Here is a 15,819-nt window from a genome sequence, read left to right as displayed (position 1 = left end):
CATAAGGTTCGAGGAGTTGGTGATGAAAGTTCGTGCATCGGTGAAAAAGCTGTGCCGTAACTGCAAAATTATTCGCCGCGAAGGTGTTGTTCGAGTAATTTGCAGCGCGGAACCGCGTCACAAACAGCGCCAAGGCTGAGTGTGATTGTGCTTCAAGCCCGGCAGCTAGTGCGCTGCCGGGTTGATTATTTGTTATTACAGCGATATTATCTCGCGCCCTATTTCTTGGCTTCCGGGGCGTAGGTAGCTGTCAATTGGAGTCCCACTGAATGGCCCGTATTGCAGGCGTTAACATTCCAGATAACAAGCATACTGTTATCTCGCTGACCTACATCTATGGTGTTGGTCGCACTACTGCACAGAAGATCTGTGCAGTGACTGGGGTAAACCCAGCCGCAAAGATCAAAGATCTGAGCGACGAGCAGATTGAACAGCTGCGTGGCGAAGTGGCGAAGTTCACCACTGAAGGTGACCTGCGTCGCGAAATCAACATGAAAATCAAGCGTTTGATGGACCTCGGTTGCTATCGCGGTCTGCGTCATCGTCGTGGTCTTCCAGTGCGCGGTCAGCGTACCAAGACTAACGCGCGTACCCGTAAAGGTCCGCGTAAGCCGATCCGCAAGTAATCGCCCCAGCGAATCGACAGGAAATTAATCATGGCTAAACCTGCTGCTCGTCCTCGTAAAAAAGTTAAAAAGACAGTGGTTGATGGCATCGCCCACATCCATGCATCTTTTAACAACACAATCGTGACCATCACCGACCGTCAAGGCAACGCTCTTTCCTGGGCTACCTCCGGTGGTTCGGGTTTCCGCGGTTCCCGCAAGTCCACGCCGTTTGCTGCTCAAGTAGCTGCTGAACGTGCTGGTCAAGCTGCGCTGGAATACGGCCTGAAAAACCTCGACGTTAACGTCAAAGGTCCAGGTCCAGGTCGTGAATCTGCAGTCCGCGCTTTGAACGGCTGTGGCTACAAGATCGCCAGCATCACCGACGTGACGCCAATCCCGCACAACGGGTGCCGTCCGCCGAAGAAGCGCCGCGTGTAATCCAGGAGATTGTAAAGAATGGCTCGTTACATTGGTCCAAAATGCAAACTCGCTCGTCGCGAAGGCACCGATCTCTTCTTGAAGAGCGGCGTGCGCGCGATCGAATCGAAGTGCAACATTGAAGCAGCACCTGGTATCCACGGCCAACGCCGCGGTCGCCAGTCCGATTACGGCACCCAACTGCGTGAAAAGCAGAAGGTTCGTCGTATCTACGGCGTTCTCGAGCGTCAATTCAGCGGCTACTACAAAGAAGCTGCTGGCAAGAAAGGCGCAACTGGCGAAAACCTGTTGCAACTGCTCGAATGCCGTCTGGACAACGTTGTATACCGTATGGGTTTTGGCTCTACTCGTGCCGAATCCCGTCAGCTGGTATCGCACAAATCCGTAAGCGTTAACGGTCAGACCGTAAACGTGCCGTCGTACCAAGTTCGTGCTGGTGACGTGGTCGCGATTCGCGAGAAAGCAAAGAACCAACTTCGCATTGTCCAAGCTCTCGATCTGTGTGCCCAACGTGGCCGCGTAGAATGGGTAGAAGTAGACACTGAGAAGAAGTCGGGCGTTTTCAAGAACGTTCCTGCTCGCAGTGATCTGTCCGCCGACATCAACGAAAGCCTGATTGTCGAGCTCTACTCCAAGTAAGGGCTAGAAAATAGGTGCATCCATGCAGATTTCGGTAAATGAGTTCCTGACACCCCGCCATATTGATGTGCAGGTTGTCAGTCCAACCCGCGCCAAGATCACTCTCGAGCCTCTCGAGCGTGGTTTTGGCCACACCCTGGGCAACGCGCTGCGCCGCATCCTGTTGTCCTCAATGCCCGGCTGCGCAGTAGTCGAGGCCGAGATTGACGGTGTGCTCCATGAGTACAGCGCCATCGAAGGTGTACAGGAAGACGTAATTGAAATCCTGTTGAACCTTAAAGGTCTGGCTATCAAGCTGCACGGCCGTGACGAAGTTACGCTGACCTTGTCGAAGAAGGGTTCGGGGGTGGTTACCGCTGCCGATATTCAGCTGGATCATGATGTCGAGATCGTTAACCCCGATCACGTAATCGCTAACCTGGCGTCTAACGGCGCCCTGAACATGAAGCTCACCGTAGCTCGTGGTCGTGGTTATGAACCGGCAGACTCGCGTCAGAGCGATGAAGACGAAAGCCGCAGCATCGGTCGCTTGCAGCTTGACTCTTCGTTCAGCCCGGTTCGCCGTATCGCATACGTGGTGGAAAACGCCCGTGTCGAACAGCGTACTAACCTGGACAAGCTGGTTATTGATCTGGAAACCAACGGTACTCTGGATCCTGAAGAGGCAATTCGCCGCGCTGCAACCATTCTGCAACAGCAGTTGGCTGCGTTCGTCGACCTCAAAGGTGACAGTGAGCCAGTGGTTGTCGAGCAGGAAGACGAGATCGATCCGATCCTGCTTCGCCCGGTTGACGATCTGGAACTGACTGTACGTTCGGCTAACTGCCTTAAGGCGGAAAACATCTACTACATCGGTGACCTGATTCAGCGTACCGAAGTAGAGCTGTTGAAGACTCCGAACCTTGGCAAGAAATCCTTGACTGAAATCAAGGACGTTCTGGCCTCCCGCGGTCTGTCCCTCGGCATGCGCCTCGACAACTGGCCGCCTGCAAGTCTTAAGAAGGACGACAAGGCGACTGCCTGATCGTCGTAATCACCGAACGTTGTGTTTGGTAAGGAATGAACCATGCGTCATCGTAAAAGTGGTCGTCACCTGAGCCGCACTAGCTCGCACCGCAAGGCCATGTTTCAAAACATGGCAGTGTCGCTGTTCGAGCACGAGCTGATCAAAACTACACTGCCGAAAGCTAAAGAACTGCGTCGCGTTGCTGAGCCGCTGATCACTTTGGCCAAGACAGACAGCCTGGCTAACCGCCGTCTGGCTTTCGACCGCACTCGTTCGAAAGCTATCGTTGGTAAGCTCTTCAACGACCTGGGCAAGCGTTACGCTACCCGTGAGGGTGGCTACCTGCGCATCCTCAAGTGCGGTTTCCGCACTGGCGACAACGCGCCTATGGCGTACGTCGAGTTGGTTGATCGTCCTGCCGGTGGTGAAGCTGTATCCGCTGAGTAAGACGTCAGTCTGAAACGAAGAGCCGGGCCTAGTGCCCGGTTTTTTGTGCGCGCTCGAAAAGTATCGAAAAGCCTAAGCGATAAAGCCTCATTAGTATTTATCTATCGATTCTCACAATTTAATGAATTTGATGGTGCCATGTTGATGGTCAATACTCCCTCTCAGCCGATTAGCCGGCAGTAGGAAAGACTGACAGAGGAAGACATTGCATGAGCCAAAATAAAACACTTACCACCGCCAGTGGCGCTCCTGTCGCTGATAACCAGAACTCCCGTTCCGCCGGCCCTCGTGGCCCGCTGCTGCTCGACGACTTTCACCTGATCGAGAAGCTTGCCCACTTCAACCGTGAAAACATCCCGGAGCGCCGTGTACACGCCAAAGGTTCGGGTGCTTACGGTACGTTCACCGTAACTCGGGACATCACCGAGTACACCAGCGCCAAACTGTTTGAATCTGTCGGCAAGCAAACCCCAACCTTCCTGCGGTTTTCCACCGTGGGCGGCGAGCGCGGTTCTGCTGATACTGAGCGTGATCCACGTGGTTTCGCCCTGAAGTTCTATACCGAAGAAGGTAACTGGGACATCGTCGGCAACAACACGCCAGTGTTCTTCATCCGCGATCCTTTGAAATTTCCGGACTTTATTCACACCCAGAAACGTCTGCCGCAAAGCAACCTGAAAAGCGCGCAAATGATGTGGGACTTCTGGTCGCACTCACCTGAGGCGCTGCATCAGGTCACCATTCTGTTCTCGGACCGTGGCATCCCCGATGGCTACCGTCACATGCACGGCTTCGGCAGTCACACCTACAGCCTGATCAACGCCAATGGCGAGCGTCACTGGGTGAAGTGGCACTACAAAACCAAGCAAGGGATTAAAAACCTGGCGCCAGCAGAAGCAGCACGCCTGGCCGGTACCGATCCGGATTACGCACAGCGTGATCTGTTCGGCGCGATTGAGCGCGGTGATTTCCCGAAATGGCGCGTGTGCATCCAGATCATGACGGAGGCACAGGCCGCGGCGCACTACGAGAACCCGTTTGACGTGACCAAAACCTGGTCGCAGAAAGAGTTTCCGCTGATCGAAGTTGGCGAACTGGAGCTTAACCGCAACCCACAGAACTATTTTGCTGAAGTCGAGCAAGCGGCGTTCGGGCCGAGCAACATGGTCCCGGGTGTCGGTTTGTCGCCTGACCGCATGCTGCAAGGTAGAGTGTTCGCTTACGCAGATGCTCACCGCTACCGCATTGGCACCAACCACCAGCAATTGCCGGTGAACGCGCCTCGCGGCCCGGTAAACAGCTATCAGCGCGACGGTTCGATGGCGTTTGGCAGCAATGGCGGTGCAACACCTAACTACGAGCCGAACAGCTACATCGAATCGCCGAAACAAGCGCCTCGCTATGCAGAGCCCGCGCTGGTTCTAAGCGGGGCGGCTGATCGTTACGATCATCGCGAAGATACCGACTATTACAGCCACGCCGGTGCGCTGTTCCGTCTGATGAGTGATGAGCAGAAAGCCCTGCTGGTCAACAACATTGCCGGCGCCATGGGCGGCGTCTCCGGCGACGTGATTGATCGTCAATTACAGCATTTCTTCAGGGCCGACTCGGCGTACGGAGAAGCAATCGCAGCGGCGTTGGGCGTACAGCTTAACGAAGTCTAAACGAGAAGCAGAACCGCCCTCATTTGGGCGGTTTTTGCGTTATTTAAACCACTTTTCTCAGAATATCTTCGCTTTTATCGCGCAAGCAGAGTGACCAAACAGTCTGCTTGGTTCAAACTACAGACTTTCAAGCAGGGAGATGTAGGGCGATGCAAGGCCACCCAGACGTAATCGATTACCTCAACACGTTGCTGACCGGCGAACTGGCGGCGCGTGATCAATATTTCGTCCATTCGCGGATGTATGAGGACTGGGGTTTCACCAAGCTCTACGAACGTATCAACCACGAGATGGAAGAAGAAGCCGGGCACGCTGATGCCCTGATGCGCCGAATTCTGATGCTCGAAGGTACGCCGCGCATGCGCCCGGACGACCTTGATGTCGGCACTACCGTGCCGGACATGCTTGCCGCTGACCTGCGACTTGAATACAAAGTCCGCGCCGCGCTCTGCAAGGGTATAAAGCTCTGCGAACAGCACAAGGACTATGTCAGTCGCGAGATGCTGCGGGTTCAATTGCATGACACCGAAGAAGACCACACCTACTGGCTTGAAAAGCAGATGGGTCTGATCAAGTTGATCGGTCTCGAGAACTACCTGCAATCTCACGCCTGATTGCACCGATACAAAAAGCCCCTGTCGCTGAGCAAGTGACAGGGGCTTTTTTGTGCGCTGGATTCAGGCCCGATCGCGCTCCAGCAGCGGTTTGAGGTAGAAGCCGGTATGAGACTGTTTCATCTCCGACACTTCTTCCGGCGTACCGACGGCAATGATCTGACCGCCCTTTGAACCGCCTTCCGGCCCCAGGTCCACCAGCCAGTCGGCTGTTTTGATTACATCAAGGTTGTGTTCGATCACCACCACAGTGTTGCCGTGGTCGCGCAATCGATGCAATACGTCGAGCAACTGCTGAATATCAGCGAAGTGCAGGCCAGTTGTCGGCTCATCGAGGATATACAGCGTCTTGCCGGTATCGCGCTTGGACAGTTCGCGGGACAGCTTCACCCGCTGGGCTTCACCACCCGACAGCGTGGTCGCTGACTGCCCAAGCTTGATGTACGACAGGCCGACATCCATCAACGTCTGAAGCTTGCGCGCCAGGGCCGGAACCGCATCGAAGAACACTCGCGCCTCCTCGATCGTCATCTCGAGGGTTTCGTGGATGTTCTTGCCCTTGTACTTGATCTCCAGAGTCTCGCGGTTGTAGCGCTTGCTCTTGCAGACGTCGCACGGGACATAGATATCCGGCAGGAAGTGCATTTCTACCTTGATCAGGCCATCGCCCTGACAAGCTTCGCAACGTCCGCCCTTTACGTTGAAGGAGAAGCGTCCAGGACCATAACCGCGGGAGCGGGACTCCGGCACACCGGCGAACAGTTCGCGAATCGGTGTGAACAGTCCGGTGTACGTCGCCGGGTTTGAGCGTGGCGTGCGTCCGATCGGACTCTGATCGATGTCGACAACCTTATCCAGATGCTCCAGACCTTTAATGCTGTCGTGAGCAGCCGCTTCAAGCGTCGTTGCACCATTGAGTGCCGTGGCGCTCAAAGGAAACAGCGTGTTGTTGATCAGTGTCGACTTGCCCGAGCCAGACACGCCGGTGACGCAAGTCAGCAGGCCGATTGGAATGTCCAGGTCGACATTGCGCAAGTTGTTGCCGCGAGCGCCCTTGAGGGACAGCGACAGCTTCTTGTTCCTCGGTGTGCGTTTGGCCGGGACTGCAATTTTTACCCGGCCCGACAAGTACTTGCCGGTCAACGAGTCTGGATGAGCCATGACCTCGGCCGGCGTACCTTCGGCGACAATGTGTCCGCCGTGTACACCTGCGCCCGGACCGATATCCACCACGTAGTCAGCCAGGCGAATCGCATCTTCATCGTGCTCGACCACGATCACCGTGTTGCCGATATCCCGCAAGTGCTTGAGCGTACCGAGCAACCGATCGTTGTCTCGCTGGTGCAGGCCAATCGATGGTTCGTCGAGAATGTACAGAACGCCAACCAGGCCTGCGCCAATCTGGCTGGCCAGACGGATACGCTGCGCTTCACCACCGGACAACGTGTCCGCACTGCGATCCAGTGACAAATAGTCTAGGCCAACGTTGACCAGGAACTGCAGTCGCTCGCGAATTTCCTTGAGAATCTTGTCGGCAATTTCACCGCGACGGCCAGTAAGTTTCAGAACACCGAAGTACTCACAGGCATCGCCAATCGGCAGATTGGTCACCGCCGGCAGCGTCTTCTCGCCCACCCAAACATGCCGCGCCTCACGACGCAGGCGAGTACCACGGCAATCCGGGCAAGGTTGTGTGCTGAGGAACTTGGCCAGCTCTTCACGCACCGAGGCGGACTCGGTTTCACGGTAGCGACGTTCCAGATTAGGCACGATGCCTTCGAACGGGTGCGAACGTTTGACGATGTCGCCACGGTCGTTCAGGTATTTGAAGTCGACGTTCTGCGAACCGCTGCCGTGCAGGATGAACTTCTGCTGATCGGCCGGCAGTTCGTTGAACGGCACTTCCAGGCTGAACTTGTAGTGCGAAGCCAACGACCCGAGCATCTGGAAGTAATAGACGTTGCGCCGGTCCCAGCCACGAATCGCGCCTTCCGCGAGCGTCAGTTCGCCATTGACCAATCGCTTGATGTCGAAGAACTGCTTAACACCCAGACCATCGCAAGTCGGGCAAGCGCCGGCCGGGTTGTTGAAGGAGAACAGCTTGGGTTCCAGCTCGCTGATGGCATGACCGCAGATCGGGCAGGCGAAGCGCGCGGAGAAGATGATTTCTTCGCCGGGCTCGTCGTCCATCGGCGCGACCAGGGCAATGCCGTCCGCGAGCTTCAAAGCGGTCTCGAACGACTCGGCCAGGCGCTGTTGCAGGTCGGCGCGCACCTTGAAGCGGTCGACCACCACATCGATCGAGTGCTTCTTCTGCTTATCCAGCTTCGGCAATTCGTCCAGCTCGCAGAGCCGTCCGTTGACCCGAGCCCGCACAAAGCCTTGGGCGCGCAGTTCTTCGAAGACCGAAAGGTGTTCGCCTTTACGCTCGCGGATCACCGGCGCTAACAGCATAAGCTTGCTGCCCTCCGGTTGGGCGAGCACAAGGTCGACCATCTGGCTGACGGTCTGGGCTTCCAGCGGAATGTCGTGATCCGGGCAACGCGGAATACCCACGCGGGCGTAAAGCAGGCGCAGATAGTCGTAGATTTCGGTGATGGTGCCGACCGTCGAACGCGGGTTGTGCGAGGTCGATTTCTGCTCGATGGAAATGGCTGGCGACAAACCTTCAATAGTGTCGACGTCAGGCTTTTCCATCATCGACAAAAATTGCCGCGCATAGGCCGACAGCGATTCGACGTAGCGGCGCTGGCCTTCGGCGTACAGCGTGTCGAATGCCAGGGATGATTTTCCGGAGCCGGACAGGCCGGTGATGACGATCAGTTTGTCCCGTGGCAGGGTCAGGTCGATGTTCTTCAGGTTGTGGGTTCGGGCCCCACGAATCAGGATCTTGTCCAAAGTGGCCTCGCTCGGCGGGCGTCGAAAACGTAGGAGTATACGGCCAAATACTGGATGGATGCACACTATCGAATGAGCGGGTTGCAGCCTTACATGAAGAGTCTGTCAGCAGAGCGCGTCAAAGCGTCGCGATATACCCCGTCAATCGATGGGACTGGTAGAATCGCCGCCGGTTCACATGAGGTTTTTCCATGCACGATCCCCACAGCGAACGCATGAGTGGCAGTGAGACCCGCGCAGCAAGCGGTCTGGCCCTGGTGTTCGCCTTCCGTATGCTTGGCATGTTCATGGTGTTGCCGGTACTGGCGACCTATGGGATGGATCTGGCAGGAGCGACCCCGGCCCTTATCGGGCTGGCGATTGGCGCTTACGGCCTGACCCAGGCGATCTTTCAAATTCCTTTCGGCTTCATTTCCGACCGCATCGGTCGCCGTCCGGTGATTTACCTGGGGCTGATCGTCTTTGCCCTCGGTAGCGTGCTGGCGGCCAATGCCGACTCGATCTGGGGCGTGATCGCCGGACGAATCCTGCAAGGCGCCGGGGCGATTTCCGCGGCGGTGATGGCGTTGCTGTCAGACCTGACCCGCGAACAGCATCGGACCAAAGCCATGGCCATGATCGGCATGACGATCGGTCTGTCGTTCGCTGTCGCGATGGTTGTAGGACCGTTGTTGACCCGCGCCTTTGGTCTGTCCGGGTTGTTCCTCGCCACGGGCGGCATGGCGCTGTTCGGCATCGTAATCGTGATGTTCATGGTGCCGCGCTCGACCGGGCCGTTGCAGCACCGAGAATCCGGCGTTGCGCGCCAGGCACTGATACCGACGCTCAAGCATCCAGACTTACTGCGTCTGGACCTGGGCATTTTTGTGTTGCACGCGATGTTGATGTCGAGCTTCGTTGCATTGCCGCTGGCGCTGGTCGAAAAAGCCGGGCTGCCCAAAGAGCAGCACTGGTGGGTGTACCTGATCGCGCTGCTGATTTCCTTCTTCGCCATGATCCCGTTCATTATCTACGGCGAGAAGAAACGCAAAATGAAACGAGTTTTACTCGGCGCCGTCGCGACGCTGATGCTCACTGAGCTATTCTTCTGGCAGTTCGGCGATAGCTTGCGAGCTCTGGTGATCGGGACGGTGGTGTTCTTTACCGCGTTCAACTTGCTGGAAGCTTCGTTGCCATCGCTGATCAGCAAGGTTTCACCGGCAGGCGGCAAGGGCACGGCGATGGGGGTTTATTCCACCAGCCAGTTCCTCGGTTCGGCACTGGGCGGCATCCTCGGCGGCTGGCTGTTTCAGCATGGCGGTCTGTCGGTTGTGTTCCTTGGATGCGCCGGTCTGGCTGCCCTCTGGCTGGCCTTTGCTGTTACCATGCGCGAACCTCCCTACGTGACGAGCCTGCGCTTGCCGTTGTCGCCCGAGGCGATCCGCGAAGCGGGTCTGGTCGAGCGCCTGAAGGCCGTCGTAGGGGTAACAGATGCAGTGATCGTCGAAGATGAAGCGGCGATTTACATCAAATTGGACACAGAACTATTGGATCGCACCACCCTTGAACGCCTGGTGAACAACCCGGCCGGGGCAGCGTGCGTAGCCTAGGAGAACGTTATGGCCCGTGGGGTTAACAAAGTCATACTGGTCGGCACTTGCGGCCAGGATCCCGAAGTTCGCTACTTGCCTAACGGTAACGCCGTGACCAACCTGAGTCTGGCGACCAGCGAACAGTGGACCGACAAGCAAACCGGTCAGAAAGTCGAGAAGACCGAATGGCACCGTGTGTCGATGTTCGGCAAGGTTGCCGAAATCGCCGGCGAGTACCTGCGTAAAGGTTCGCAGGTCTACATCGAAGGCAAGCTGCAGACCCGCGAGTGGGAAAAAGACGGTATCAAGCGTTACACCACTGAAATCGTGGTCGACATGCAAGGCACCATGCAACTGCTGGGCGGCCGTCCACAGCAGGGCGACCAACAAGACGGGGGCAACAACTACCAGCAGTCCGCCCCGGCCCCACGCCAACAGGCCCCGCGTCCGCAGCAGTCGGCACCGCAACAGTCGCGCCAGGCACCAGCTCCACAGCAGGCCGCTCCGCAGCCGGCTCCGGATTTCGACAGCTTTGATGACGATATCCCGTTCTAACCTACATAAGAGCAAAACGTAAAGGTGATTGATTAGCTCAGCGGTTTAAATCATAGCCTTACGTGAGTAAACAAAAGCCCTCTTTGCTGTAAAGCTGGGAGGGTTTTTTTTCGCCACGTGTAAAGCTGACCTACAATTTGCTCCACAATCAAAGAATGTAAAAATAAATGCTCGTTTGGCGCTTGATCAAGCCTTAGCGCAAGAACAGATATTGGATGGAGCTGAGGATTCGCCCTTTTTGCAAGTTATGAACATCCACAAGGCGAAGGGAAAGCAATTCGATGGCGTAATTTTGGTTCGGGAGGCAAGGAGAAGCGGCGCCGTTGCGGAGTCATCGTTCATTTGGCGAGGCGGCGCGAAGCAGGGAGCTGTTTGTCACCACTACACGTGCTGTTTCCTTCGGTGGGGCGAGTGGTGATCGATGGCGATGCATTTCGCTGGGTGGCGGCGTTCTGGGATTACTGATGTCGAAGAGCGGGTTGTGGTGAGCCCGCTCACCACAACCACCGACAATAAATCTCGCCCCTGTGCAGCTGACGAGAATACGGCGTTATACCACCGCGGCAGCCGTGGCGGGTTCACCGTCGACCACTACGTTGTACGGTGCCTGTTCGCGATCACGCAGGCCGTAATCACGAATCACCGATGTCACGCGCACGCGATAGTCATCGAAGATTTTGTCGCGCCCGGCACGCTGGGCCGACAGGTGGGCTGTCACGTTGCGCCACTGCACCACGGCTTCCTCATCGCGCCAGGTGGTGACCGACATCACCTTCTTGGGGTTCAGCGTGCTTTGAAAGCACTCGACGGAGATAAACCCGTTCATGGGTTCAAGAAGCGGGGTCAGCTTGTTGACCAGGTCAACATAGGTCTCGCCCTGGCCTGGCAGTGCCTGCAACTCAAACAAAACTACGATCATTTTTGACTCCTCATCCTTGACGGTATTTTTCAGGTGGTTTTACACGGTGTAAATGCGGTGGGAGGTTGCCCGACCGCCTTTAGTGTTTTATCGGGGTGCCCAGGTTGTTCAGCCAGGCCCGCATGACGTGGCCCGCAGCGCGGCTCAGGCGGTCGCCGAGGTTAATGGCCTCGCTCCGCAACGCAACAGGATCGATGCCGGTTTGAGCCAGTTCGCTTGCATGGCCAACCAGCCATTGCTCGATGTTGGCGGTATCGGCTTCGAGGTGAAATTGCAGGCCGAGAATCGTGTTGCCCACGGCAAACGCCTGATGAGCACCCACCTGGGTACTGGCCAGCAGCACAGCGCCTTCCGGCACATCGAACTGGTCGCCGTGCCAGTGCAGCACGGGGGTGTCCATCAGCGCGGCGAGCGGCGAGTCTTGACCGGCCGCGGTCAGGGTCAGCGGTGAAAAACCGATCTCCTTGACCCCCATCGGGTAGACGTCGGCATGCATGGCCCGGGCGATCAATTGCGCACCGAGGCAGATGCCCAGCAAGGGATTACCGGACGCAACGCGCTGGCGCACCAGCTTCAATTCGTCGTGCAAAAACGGATACAGCTGCTCGTCATGGGCCCCGATAGGGCCGCCGAGTACGATCAGCAAGTCGGCCTGCAACACCTGCTCGCTGTAAATGGCGTCGACCGTGGGGTCCAGGTAAATCAGCGTATAGCCTTCTTCGGCCAGAACGGCATCCAGGGTGCCTACGTCTTCGAAGTGAATGTGGCGCAATGCAATGGCAGTTTTCATGGAAAAACCCAGTTGTTGAAGTAAGCACGGTAATGGTTCATGCCGTGGTGGTGAGGTCGACCTTGATCGTCCCGGATTGGGGGAAGGTGCAGCAGGCGAGGGCGTAGCCTTCGTCCTTGTCCTTGTCCGTCAGGCAAAAGTCGGGCTCAAGGGTGTAGTGACCCTCCGACACCTTCAGCCGGCAGTGACCGCAGATGCCGGCGCGGCAAAGGCTGCGCACCGTAATACCGCTGGTTTCGAGCATATCCAGCAAACTCTTGCCGGCGGGTGGCTCCAGCACCTGATCGTTGTGGTTCAAGTACAGGCGCAGCGTCGCGTCGGTCTGAGCCTCGGTCTGTGCGGCGGTGACCGGCGCGGCCGGTGGCGTGAATGACTCGATCAGCAAGCGGCTGGCGGGGAACATGGCCAGCGTGTGTTCGCGCATGCCCTGGGCGAAGCCATGGCTCCCGCAGATAACCACACTCTCGGGGTTACCCAGCCGGCGCAGGTCCTGGCCTTGGGGACGACCGGCACTGAAGTGCCCGTTGTTGTTGACCGCTTCGCGGGTGACGAACACCTGCAAGGAGAACCACGATGTGGTCAGCTCAAGCTCCAGCAACTCATGTAGAAACGGAATCTCGGCGATGGTCGGCACACACAGCAGCAGGCTCACATCGGGCACCGCCAGTCCGCGTCGCGCGCGCTCGACCAGGCCGCGCAGCAACGCAATCGGTAAGGTGATGCCGATGCCGCCGGCGAGCATGCCGACTTGTCGGCAACCCAGAACCGACTCCAGCGAAATATCACCCGCCACAAACTGCACCGAGGTGGTCGAGCCGGCTTGCAGCGTAGCGTGCAACTGGTCCGAAACCCCGCCATGGCCTTCGCGCTTGACTGCAATGTCGAACCGGTCGGCGCCGCGCTTGCGCGTGATCGAATACAACCGCTGGTGATGGGTGCCCGCCATGTCAGCGGCGTGCAGGGCCACGTGTTTTCCTGCTTCCAGGCTGTCGAGGAGTTCGGCGGTTGCGTCCACCGCGCGCAGGGTGAAGACTTTTACGTTGGCCGTTTCAATGGTCACGTGTTCGCACAGGGCCTGGAGGGACGTCATGGCGTTCATGCGCGGGCCTTCTCGCCTAAGGTTTCAATGGCATGCTCGGCACTGCTGAGGCCGTTGCCGGTCAAACCGATCCGGTCTATCAGGGCTTCGAGCGAGTCGGTGTAGACGCTGATTTCGTTGTTGTCGCCCACGTCATGCAGGATCTCGCCGGCATGGGGGAAATCCAGCATCGAAAACACGGTGGACCATGCGCCCATTTCGTTATTGGCGAACATCTGCACCGTGCGCAGGATGATCAAGCGCAGGTACTCGCGTTCCTTGCGGCTCAGGCCATTGACGATGTCGGAAGCGACGAAGCTGAAGACGCTGGAATGGCTCCACTCGTCCATAGCATGGGTGCGCGTGACCTCATGGCACACCGCCTGAATGCTGGCGTCCTCGGCCATGGTCTTGAGGTAGTCGGTGATCAGTGTTTCGCTGGCGCACGCGACGCCGAAGCGGGTCAGGCGTCGCTCCCATTCGGCGGTGCAGTTTGCCAGAAGGGCCTCGCGCCAGGTCACCAGGTTGAAGGCGCTGAAATCCAGCGGGGTGAGTTTGCGCATGTCATAGATATAGTTGCAGGCCATGATGGACATGCGGGTGTGCAGGGCTTCGTCGAGCAGTGCCTGAGACATCACGTCCTGCAGCAGGGCGCGGTTGTTGCTCGGCGGCGGGGTCTTGATAATGTCCTCGCAGGCAGGCACGACCACATTGCATTCGATGTAGATGGTCTTGAGGTTGTAGATGCCCCACGCGTAGGACAGGCATTTGGATTGCAAGTCCTGGGGGGCTTCGAGCCAGGCCTGGTGATAACGAAACGGCAGCAGCGACAGACTGAAGTCGTGCTTGTCGGCATCAAAGGCGAGGCCCCAGTAGTTCGGTTGCGGGTTGTTGACGGCGGCGCGGGTTTTCCAGAGCGTGGATAGTTTGGCCAGCATGTTTTTTACCACGTCATCGGTACCACAATTCAAACGTTCCATGTTTTAACTCCAAGGAAATCGACTATTGGTGTTCGGGTTTACCGTGCAGTCCTTGCAAAAATAACGGGTCCGCACAAGCGGGGGGGGGGCAGCGCAATCAATGCGGGACGTTGCCCTCCAAGTCTGCGGCAAAAACACACTGGGGCTATTGATCCAGGTCACTTGAATGCCACTTGCAGTGCCATCATTTTTCGGGTCCTGGCCAAGGACCGCTCCTGCATCAGGGTCAGTACAACGGTCAGGCCCATGAAGGCGGCGCTGGCCCAGAAAATTGCGTCGGGGTGGCCTTGGTCGAGCAGCCAGCCGAACCCGACGGGACCGATGGCGCCACCGATATTGAAACCTGTAGAGACGATGCCGAAGGTTTTGCCTTCGGCATCCTTCGGGGCGGCCGCACGTACCAGCATGTCGCGGGACGGTGCGATCACCCCGGTCAGGAAACCCGCTGTCCCCAGCACGACCAGCAGCGCCGGCTCGCTCAAGCGTGCCGTGGCGACCAGCAGCATCAGCACGGTGGCCAAGGCAAACGCGCTGGCTGCCACTACGCCATGGCGGCGGGTCCGGTCGGCCAAGGCTCCCCCTGCCAGCACGCCGAAGGCGCTGGCAAAGAGGAAGGCGGTCAACGCCGAGTTGGCCCAGGTCAAGGCCACGCCCTGGCCTTGCATCAGGGCGGCGACCGAGAACTTCTCAATAGCGCCGGTGCTCAGGTTCAGCAGCACGAACAACAGGGTCAGGCTTAGCACCATAGGCGAGAGCAGTGACAGGCGACGGGCGCCGAGGGGTGTCGGGTCGGCGGCGGGATGCACGCGACTGACCCGGGCCAGTGCGGAGCCAGGGATCAACAACAGCGCCAGCGCGAAAAAACCCACCAGTGCCGCCGCCGCGAAGGCCATGGCCGGGTTGCTCGACACCGCGATACCCAGCAAAAACACAGGGGCCACGGCCGCGCCAAGGAAACCGGCAAAGGTATGCACGGAGAACGCCTTGCCGATGTGGGCGGGGTCAATGTGTCGGGACAGCAGGGCGTAGTCGGCCGGGTGATAAATGGCGTTGGCGACGCCGGCCAGCGCCATGCCGATCAACAAACAGGTGTAGCCGGGCAGGAGTGCAATCAGCAGGAAACTGCTGCTGCCCAGTGCCAGCGCGACCAACAGCAAGCGCTTGGCACCGTGGCGGTCCACGGCAAACCCCATGGGCGCCTGTACCAGCGCCGTGACGATATTGAACAGGCTGAAAGCCAGGCCCAGCTCGACATAATCCACGTTGAAAAAAGCCGGAAGCAGGGGGAACAGCGCCGCCAGCACCATGATGTGCAAATGACTGACAAAGTGCGCTGCGGCGACCTGAGGCAACAACCCGATACGAATCGTCATGGCGAAACCTATGTGATGAGCATGGCAAAACCGGCGCAGAGCTTAATGAGGCGATGGTCTTGCGCGATAGTCCATTACCGATGAGTCCATCAGACCACTTTGAATGGCTGCGATTTCGCGACGCCTGCCCCTGCGTAGACGTGTGGCAGCGGCATTGAGCGCGGTGGTCTGCAACGTCGGCACGAACTGGTATGGCTGGCCGGTCCGTGGGCGGCTAGGGTAATGCGGCGTGTTATCGG

At 57.9% G+C, this 15,819-nt stretch carries 16 protein-coding genes; 10 read left to right on the top strand and 6 right to left on the bottom strand.

The window, feature by feature from the left end; translation table 11 throughout:
* The first annotated feature begins 22 nt into the window (after nt 1-22).
* The 8 genes from rpmJ to bfr all read left to right on the top strand — a co-directional run bounded on the left by rpmJ (nt 23) and on the right by bfr (nt 5,416).
* Entirely contained in the window at nt 23-139 is a 117-nt protein-coding gene (rpmJ, locus tag QFX16_RS26030) for a 50S ribosomal protein L36 (protein WP_002555468.1), read from the top strand.
* A 130-nt stretch (nt 140-269) separates the two neighbouring features.
* On the top strand, nt 270-626 hold the full coding sequence (rpsM, locus tag QFX16_RS26025) for a 30S ribosomal protein S13 (protein WP_003186020.1): 357 nt from the start codon (nt 270-272) through the stop codon (nt 624-626).
* Nucleotides 627-656: 30 nt separating this feature from the next.
* Complete coding sequence (gene rpsK, locus QFX16_RS26020; protein ID WP_002555466.1) at nt 657-1,046, top strand: 30S ribosomal protein S11; 390 nt, start codon at nt 657-659, stop codon at nt 1,044-1,046.
* Between the two features lie 18 nt (nt 1,047-1,064).
* On the top strand, nt 1,065-1,685 hold the full coding sequence (gene rpsD, locus QFX16_RS26015; RefSeq protein WP_003210056.1) for a 30S ribosomal protein S4: 621 nt from the start codon (nt 1,065-1,067) through the stop codon (nt 1,683-1,685).
* A 22-nt stretch (nt 1,686-1,707) separates the two neighbouring features.
* A complete protein-coding gene (locus tag QFX16_RS26010; protein WP_003186012.1) occupies nt 1,708-2,709 on the top strand; it encodes a DNA-directed RNA polymerase subunit alpha in 1,002 nt (333 codons plus the stop codon).
* A gap of 42 nt (nt 2,710-2,751) precedes the next feature.
* Nucleotides 2,752-3,138, top strand: coding sequence for a 50S ribosomal protein L17 (gene rplQ, locus QFX16_RS26005; RefSeq protein ID WP_008145500.1), 387 nt, complete (start codon nt 2,752-2,754; stop codon nt 3,136-3,138).
* A gap of 209 nt (nt 3,139-3,347) precedes the next feature.
* Nucleotides 3,348-4,802: a catalase gene (locus tag QFX16_RS26000; RefSeq protein ID WP_283181872.1), complete on the top strand. Its 1,455-nt coding sequence runs from the start codon at nt 3,348-3,350 to the stop codon at nt 4,800-4,802.
* A 149-nt stretch (nt 4,803-4,951) separates the two neighbouring features.
* Entirely contained in the window at nt 4,952-5,416 is a 465-nt protein-coding gene (bfr, locus tag QFX16_RS25995) for a bacterioferritin (RefSeq protein WP_007943775.1), read from the top strand.
* Between the two features lie 63 nt (nt 5,417-5,479).
* Here bfr and uvrA read toward each other — a convergent pair whose 3' ends face one another.
* Entirely contained in the window at nt 5,480-8,314 is a 2,835-nt protein-coding gene (uvrA, locus tag QFX16_RS25990) for an excinuclease ABC subunit UvrA (protein WP_283181871.1), read from the bottom strand.
* Nucleotides 8,315-8,505: 191 nt separating this feature from the next.
* Here uvrA and QFX16_RS25985 point away from each other — a divergent pair, with 191 nt between their 5' ends.
* A complete protein-coding gene (locus QFX16_RS25985; protein ID WP_095131472.1) occupies nt 8,506-9,903 on the top strand; it encodes an MFS transporter in 1,398 nt (465 codons plus the stop codon).
* Nucleotides 9,904-9,912: 9 nt separating this feature from the next.
* Nucleotides 9,913-10,440 (top strand): single-stranded DNA-binding protein, encoded by a 528-nt coding sequence (locus tag QFX16_RS25980; RefSeq protein ID WP_283181870.1) that lies wholly within the window; start codon nt 9,913-9,915, stop codon nt 10,438-10,440.
* A 550-nt stretch (nt 10,441-10,990) separates the two neighbouring features.
* Here the strand turns inward: QFX16_RS25980 and QFX16_RS25975 are convergent.
* The 5 genes from QFX16_RS25975 to QFX16_RS25955 form a co-directional block, all read right to left on the bottom strand.
* Nucleotides 10,991-11,359: an antibiotic biosynthesis monooxygenase family protein gene (locus QFX16_RS25975; protein WP_123359022.1), complete on the bottom strand. Its 369-nt coding sequence runs from the start codon at nt 11,357-11,359 to the stop codon at nt 10,991-10,993.
* A gap of 79 nt (nt 11,360-11,438) precedes the next feature.
* A complete protein-coding gene (locus tag QFX16_RS25970; RefSeq protein ID WP_123359023.1) occupies nt 11,439-12,149 on the bottom strand; it encodes a glutamine amidotransferase in 711 nt (236 codons plus the stop codon).
* Between the two features lie 37 nt (nt 12,150-12,186).
* Entirely contained in the window at nt 12,187-13,248 is a 1,062-nt protein-coding gene (locus QFX16_RS25965) for a 2Fe-2S iron-sulfur cluster-binding protein (protein ID WP_283181869.1), read from the bottom strand.
* Nucleotides 13,245-14,207, bottom strand: coding sequence for an AurF N-oxygenase family protein (locus tag QFX16_RS25960; protein WP_283181868.1), 963 nt, complete (start codon nt 14,205-14,207; stop codon nt 13,245-13,247). The genes QFX16_RS25965 and QFX16_RS25960 overlap by 4 nt, the downstream gene beginning before the upstream one ends.
* 158 nt (nt 14,208-14,365) lie before the next feature.
* Nucleotides 14,366-15,580, bottom strand: coding sequence for an MFS transporter (locus QFX16_RS25955; protein WP_283181867.1), 1,215 nt, complete (start codon nt 15,578-15,580; stop codon nt 14,366-14,368).
* Nucleotides 15,581-15,819: the final 239 nt, after the last annotated feature.

Origin of the sequence: Pseudomonas svalbardensis (assembly GCF_030053115.1) — a bacterium.
Classification (GTDB): domain Bacteria; phylum Pseudomonadota; class Gammaproteobacteria; order Pseudomonadales; family Pseudomonadaceae; genus Aquipseudomonas; species Aquipseudomonas svalbardensis.
Note: the sequence above shows the minus strand (reverse complement) of the source record. Positions and strands in the feature narration are given on the sequence as shown.

What these genes read in the sequence shown, in the direction of transcription:
- QFX16_RS26010 (WP_003186012.1), top strand. Translation starts at nt 1,708, where the DNA reads ATGCAGATTTCGGTAAATGAGTTCCTGACACCCCGCCATATTGATGTG.
- rpmJ (WP_002555468.1), top strand. Translation starts at nt 23, where the DNA reads ATGAAAGTTCGTGCATCGGTGAAAAAGCTGTGCCGTAACTGCAAAATT.
- QFX16_RS25965 (WP_283181869.1), bottom strand. Translation starts at nt 13,248, where the DNA reads ATGAACGCCATGACGTCCCTCCAGGCCCTGTGCGAACACGTGACCATT.
- QFX16_RS25985 (WP_095131472.1), top strand. Translation starts at nt 8,506, where the DNA reads ATGCACGATCCCCACAGCGAACGCATGAGTGGCAGTGAGACCCGCGCA.
- rpsD (WP_003210056.1), top strand. Translation starts at nt 1,065, where the DNA reads ATGGCTCGTTACATTGGTCCAAAATGCAAACTCGCTCGTCGCGAAGGC.
- bfr (WP_007943775.1), top strand. Translation starts at nt 4,952, where the DNA reads ATGCAAGGCCACCCAGACGTAATCGATTACCTCAACACGTTGCTGACC.
- QFX16_RS26000 (WP_283181872.1), top strand. Translation starts at nt 3,348, where the DNA reads ATGAGCCAAAATAAAACACTTACCACCGCCAGTGGCGCTCCTGTCGCT.
- QFX16_RS25960 (WP_283181868.1), bottom strand. Translation starts at nt 14,207, where the DNA reads ATGGAACGTTTGAATTGTGGTACCGATGACGTGGTAAAAAACATGCTG.
- QFX16_RS25975 (WP_123359022.1), bottom strand. Translation starts at nt 11,359, where the DNA reads ATGATCGTAGTTTTGTTTGAGTTGCAGGCACTGCCAGGCCAGGGCGAG.
- rplQ (WP_008145500.1), top strand. Translation starts at nt 2,752, where the DNA reads ATGCGTCATCGTAAAAGTGGTCGTCACCTGAGCCGCACTAGCTCGCAC.
- rpsM (WP_003186020.1), top strand. Translation starts at nt 270, where the DNA reads ATGGCCCGTATTGCAGGCGTTAACATTCCAGATAACAAGCATACTGTT.
- rpsK (WP_002555466.1), top strand. Translation starts at nt 657, where the DNA reads ATGGCTAAACCTGCTGCTCGTCCTCGTAAAAAAGTTAAAAAGACAGTG.
- QFX16_RS25970 (WP_123359023.1), bottom strand. Translation starts at nt 12,149, where the DNA reads ATGAAAACTGCCATTGCATTGCGCCACATTCACTTCGAAGACGTAGGC.
- QFX16_RS25955 (WP_283181867.1), bottom strand. Translation starts at nt 15,580, where the DNA reads ATGACGATTCGTATCGGGTTGTTGCCTCAGGTCGCCGCAGCGCACTTT.
- QFX16_RS25980 (WP_283181870.1), top strand. Translation starts at nt 9,913, where the DNA reads ATGGCCCGTGGGGTTAACAAAGTCATACTGGTCGGCACTTGCGGCCAG.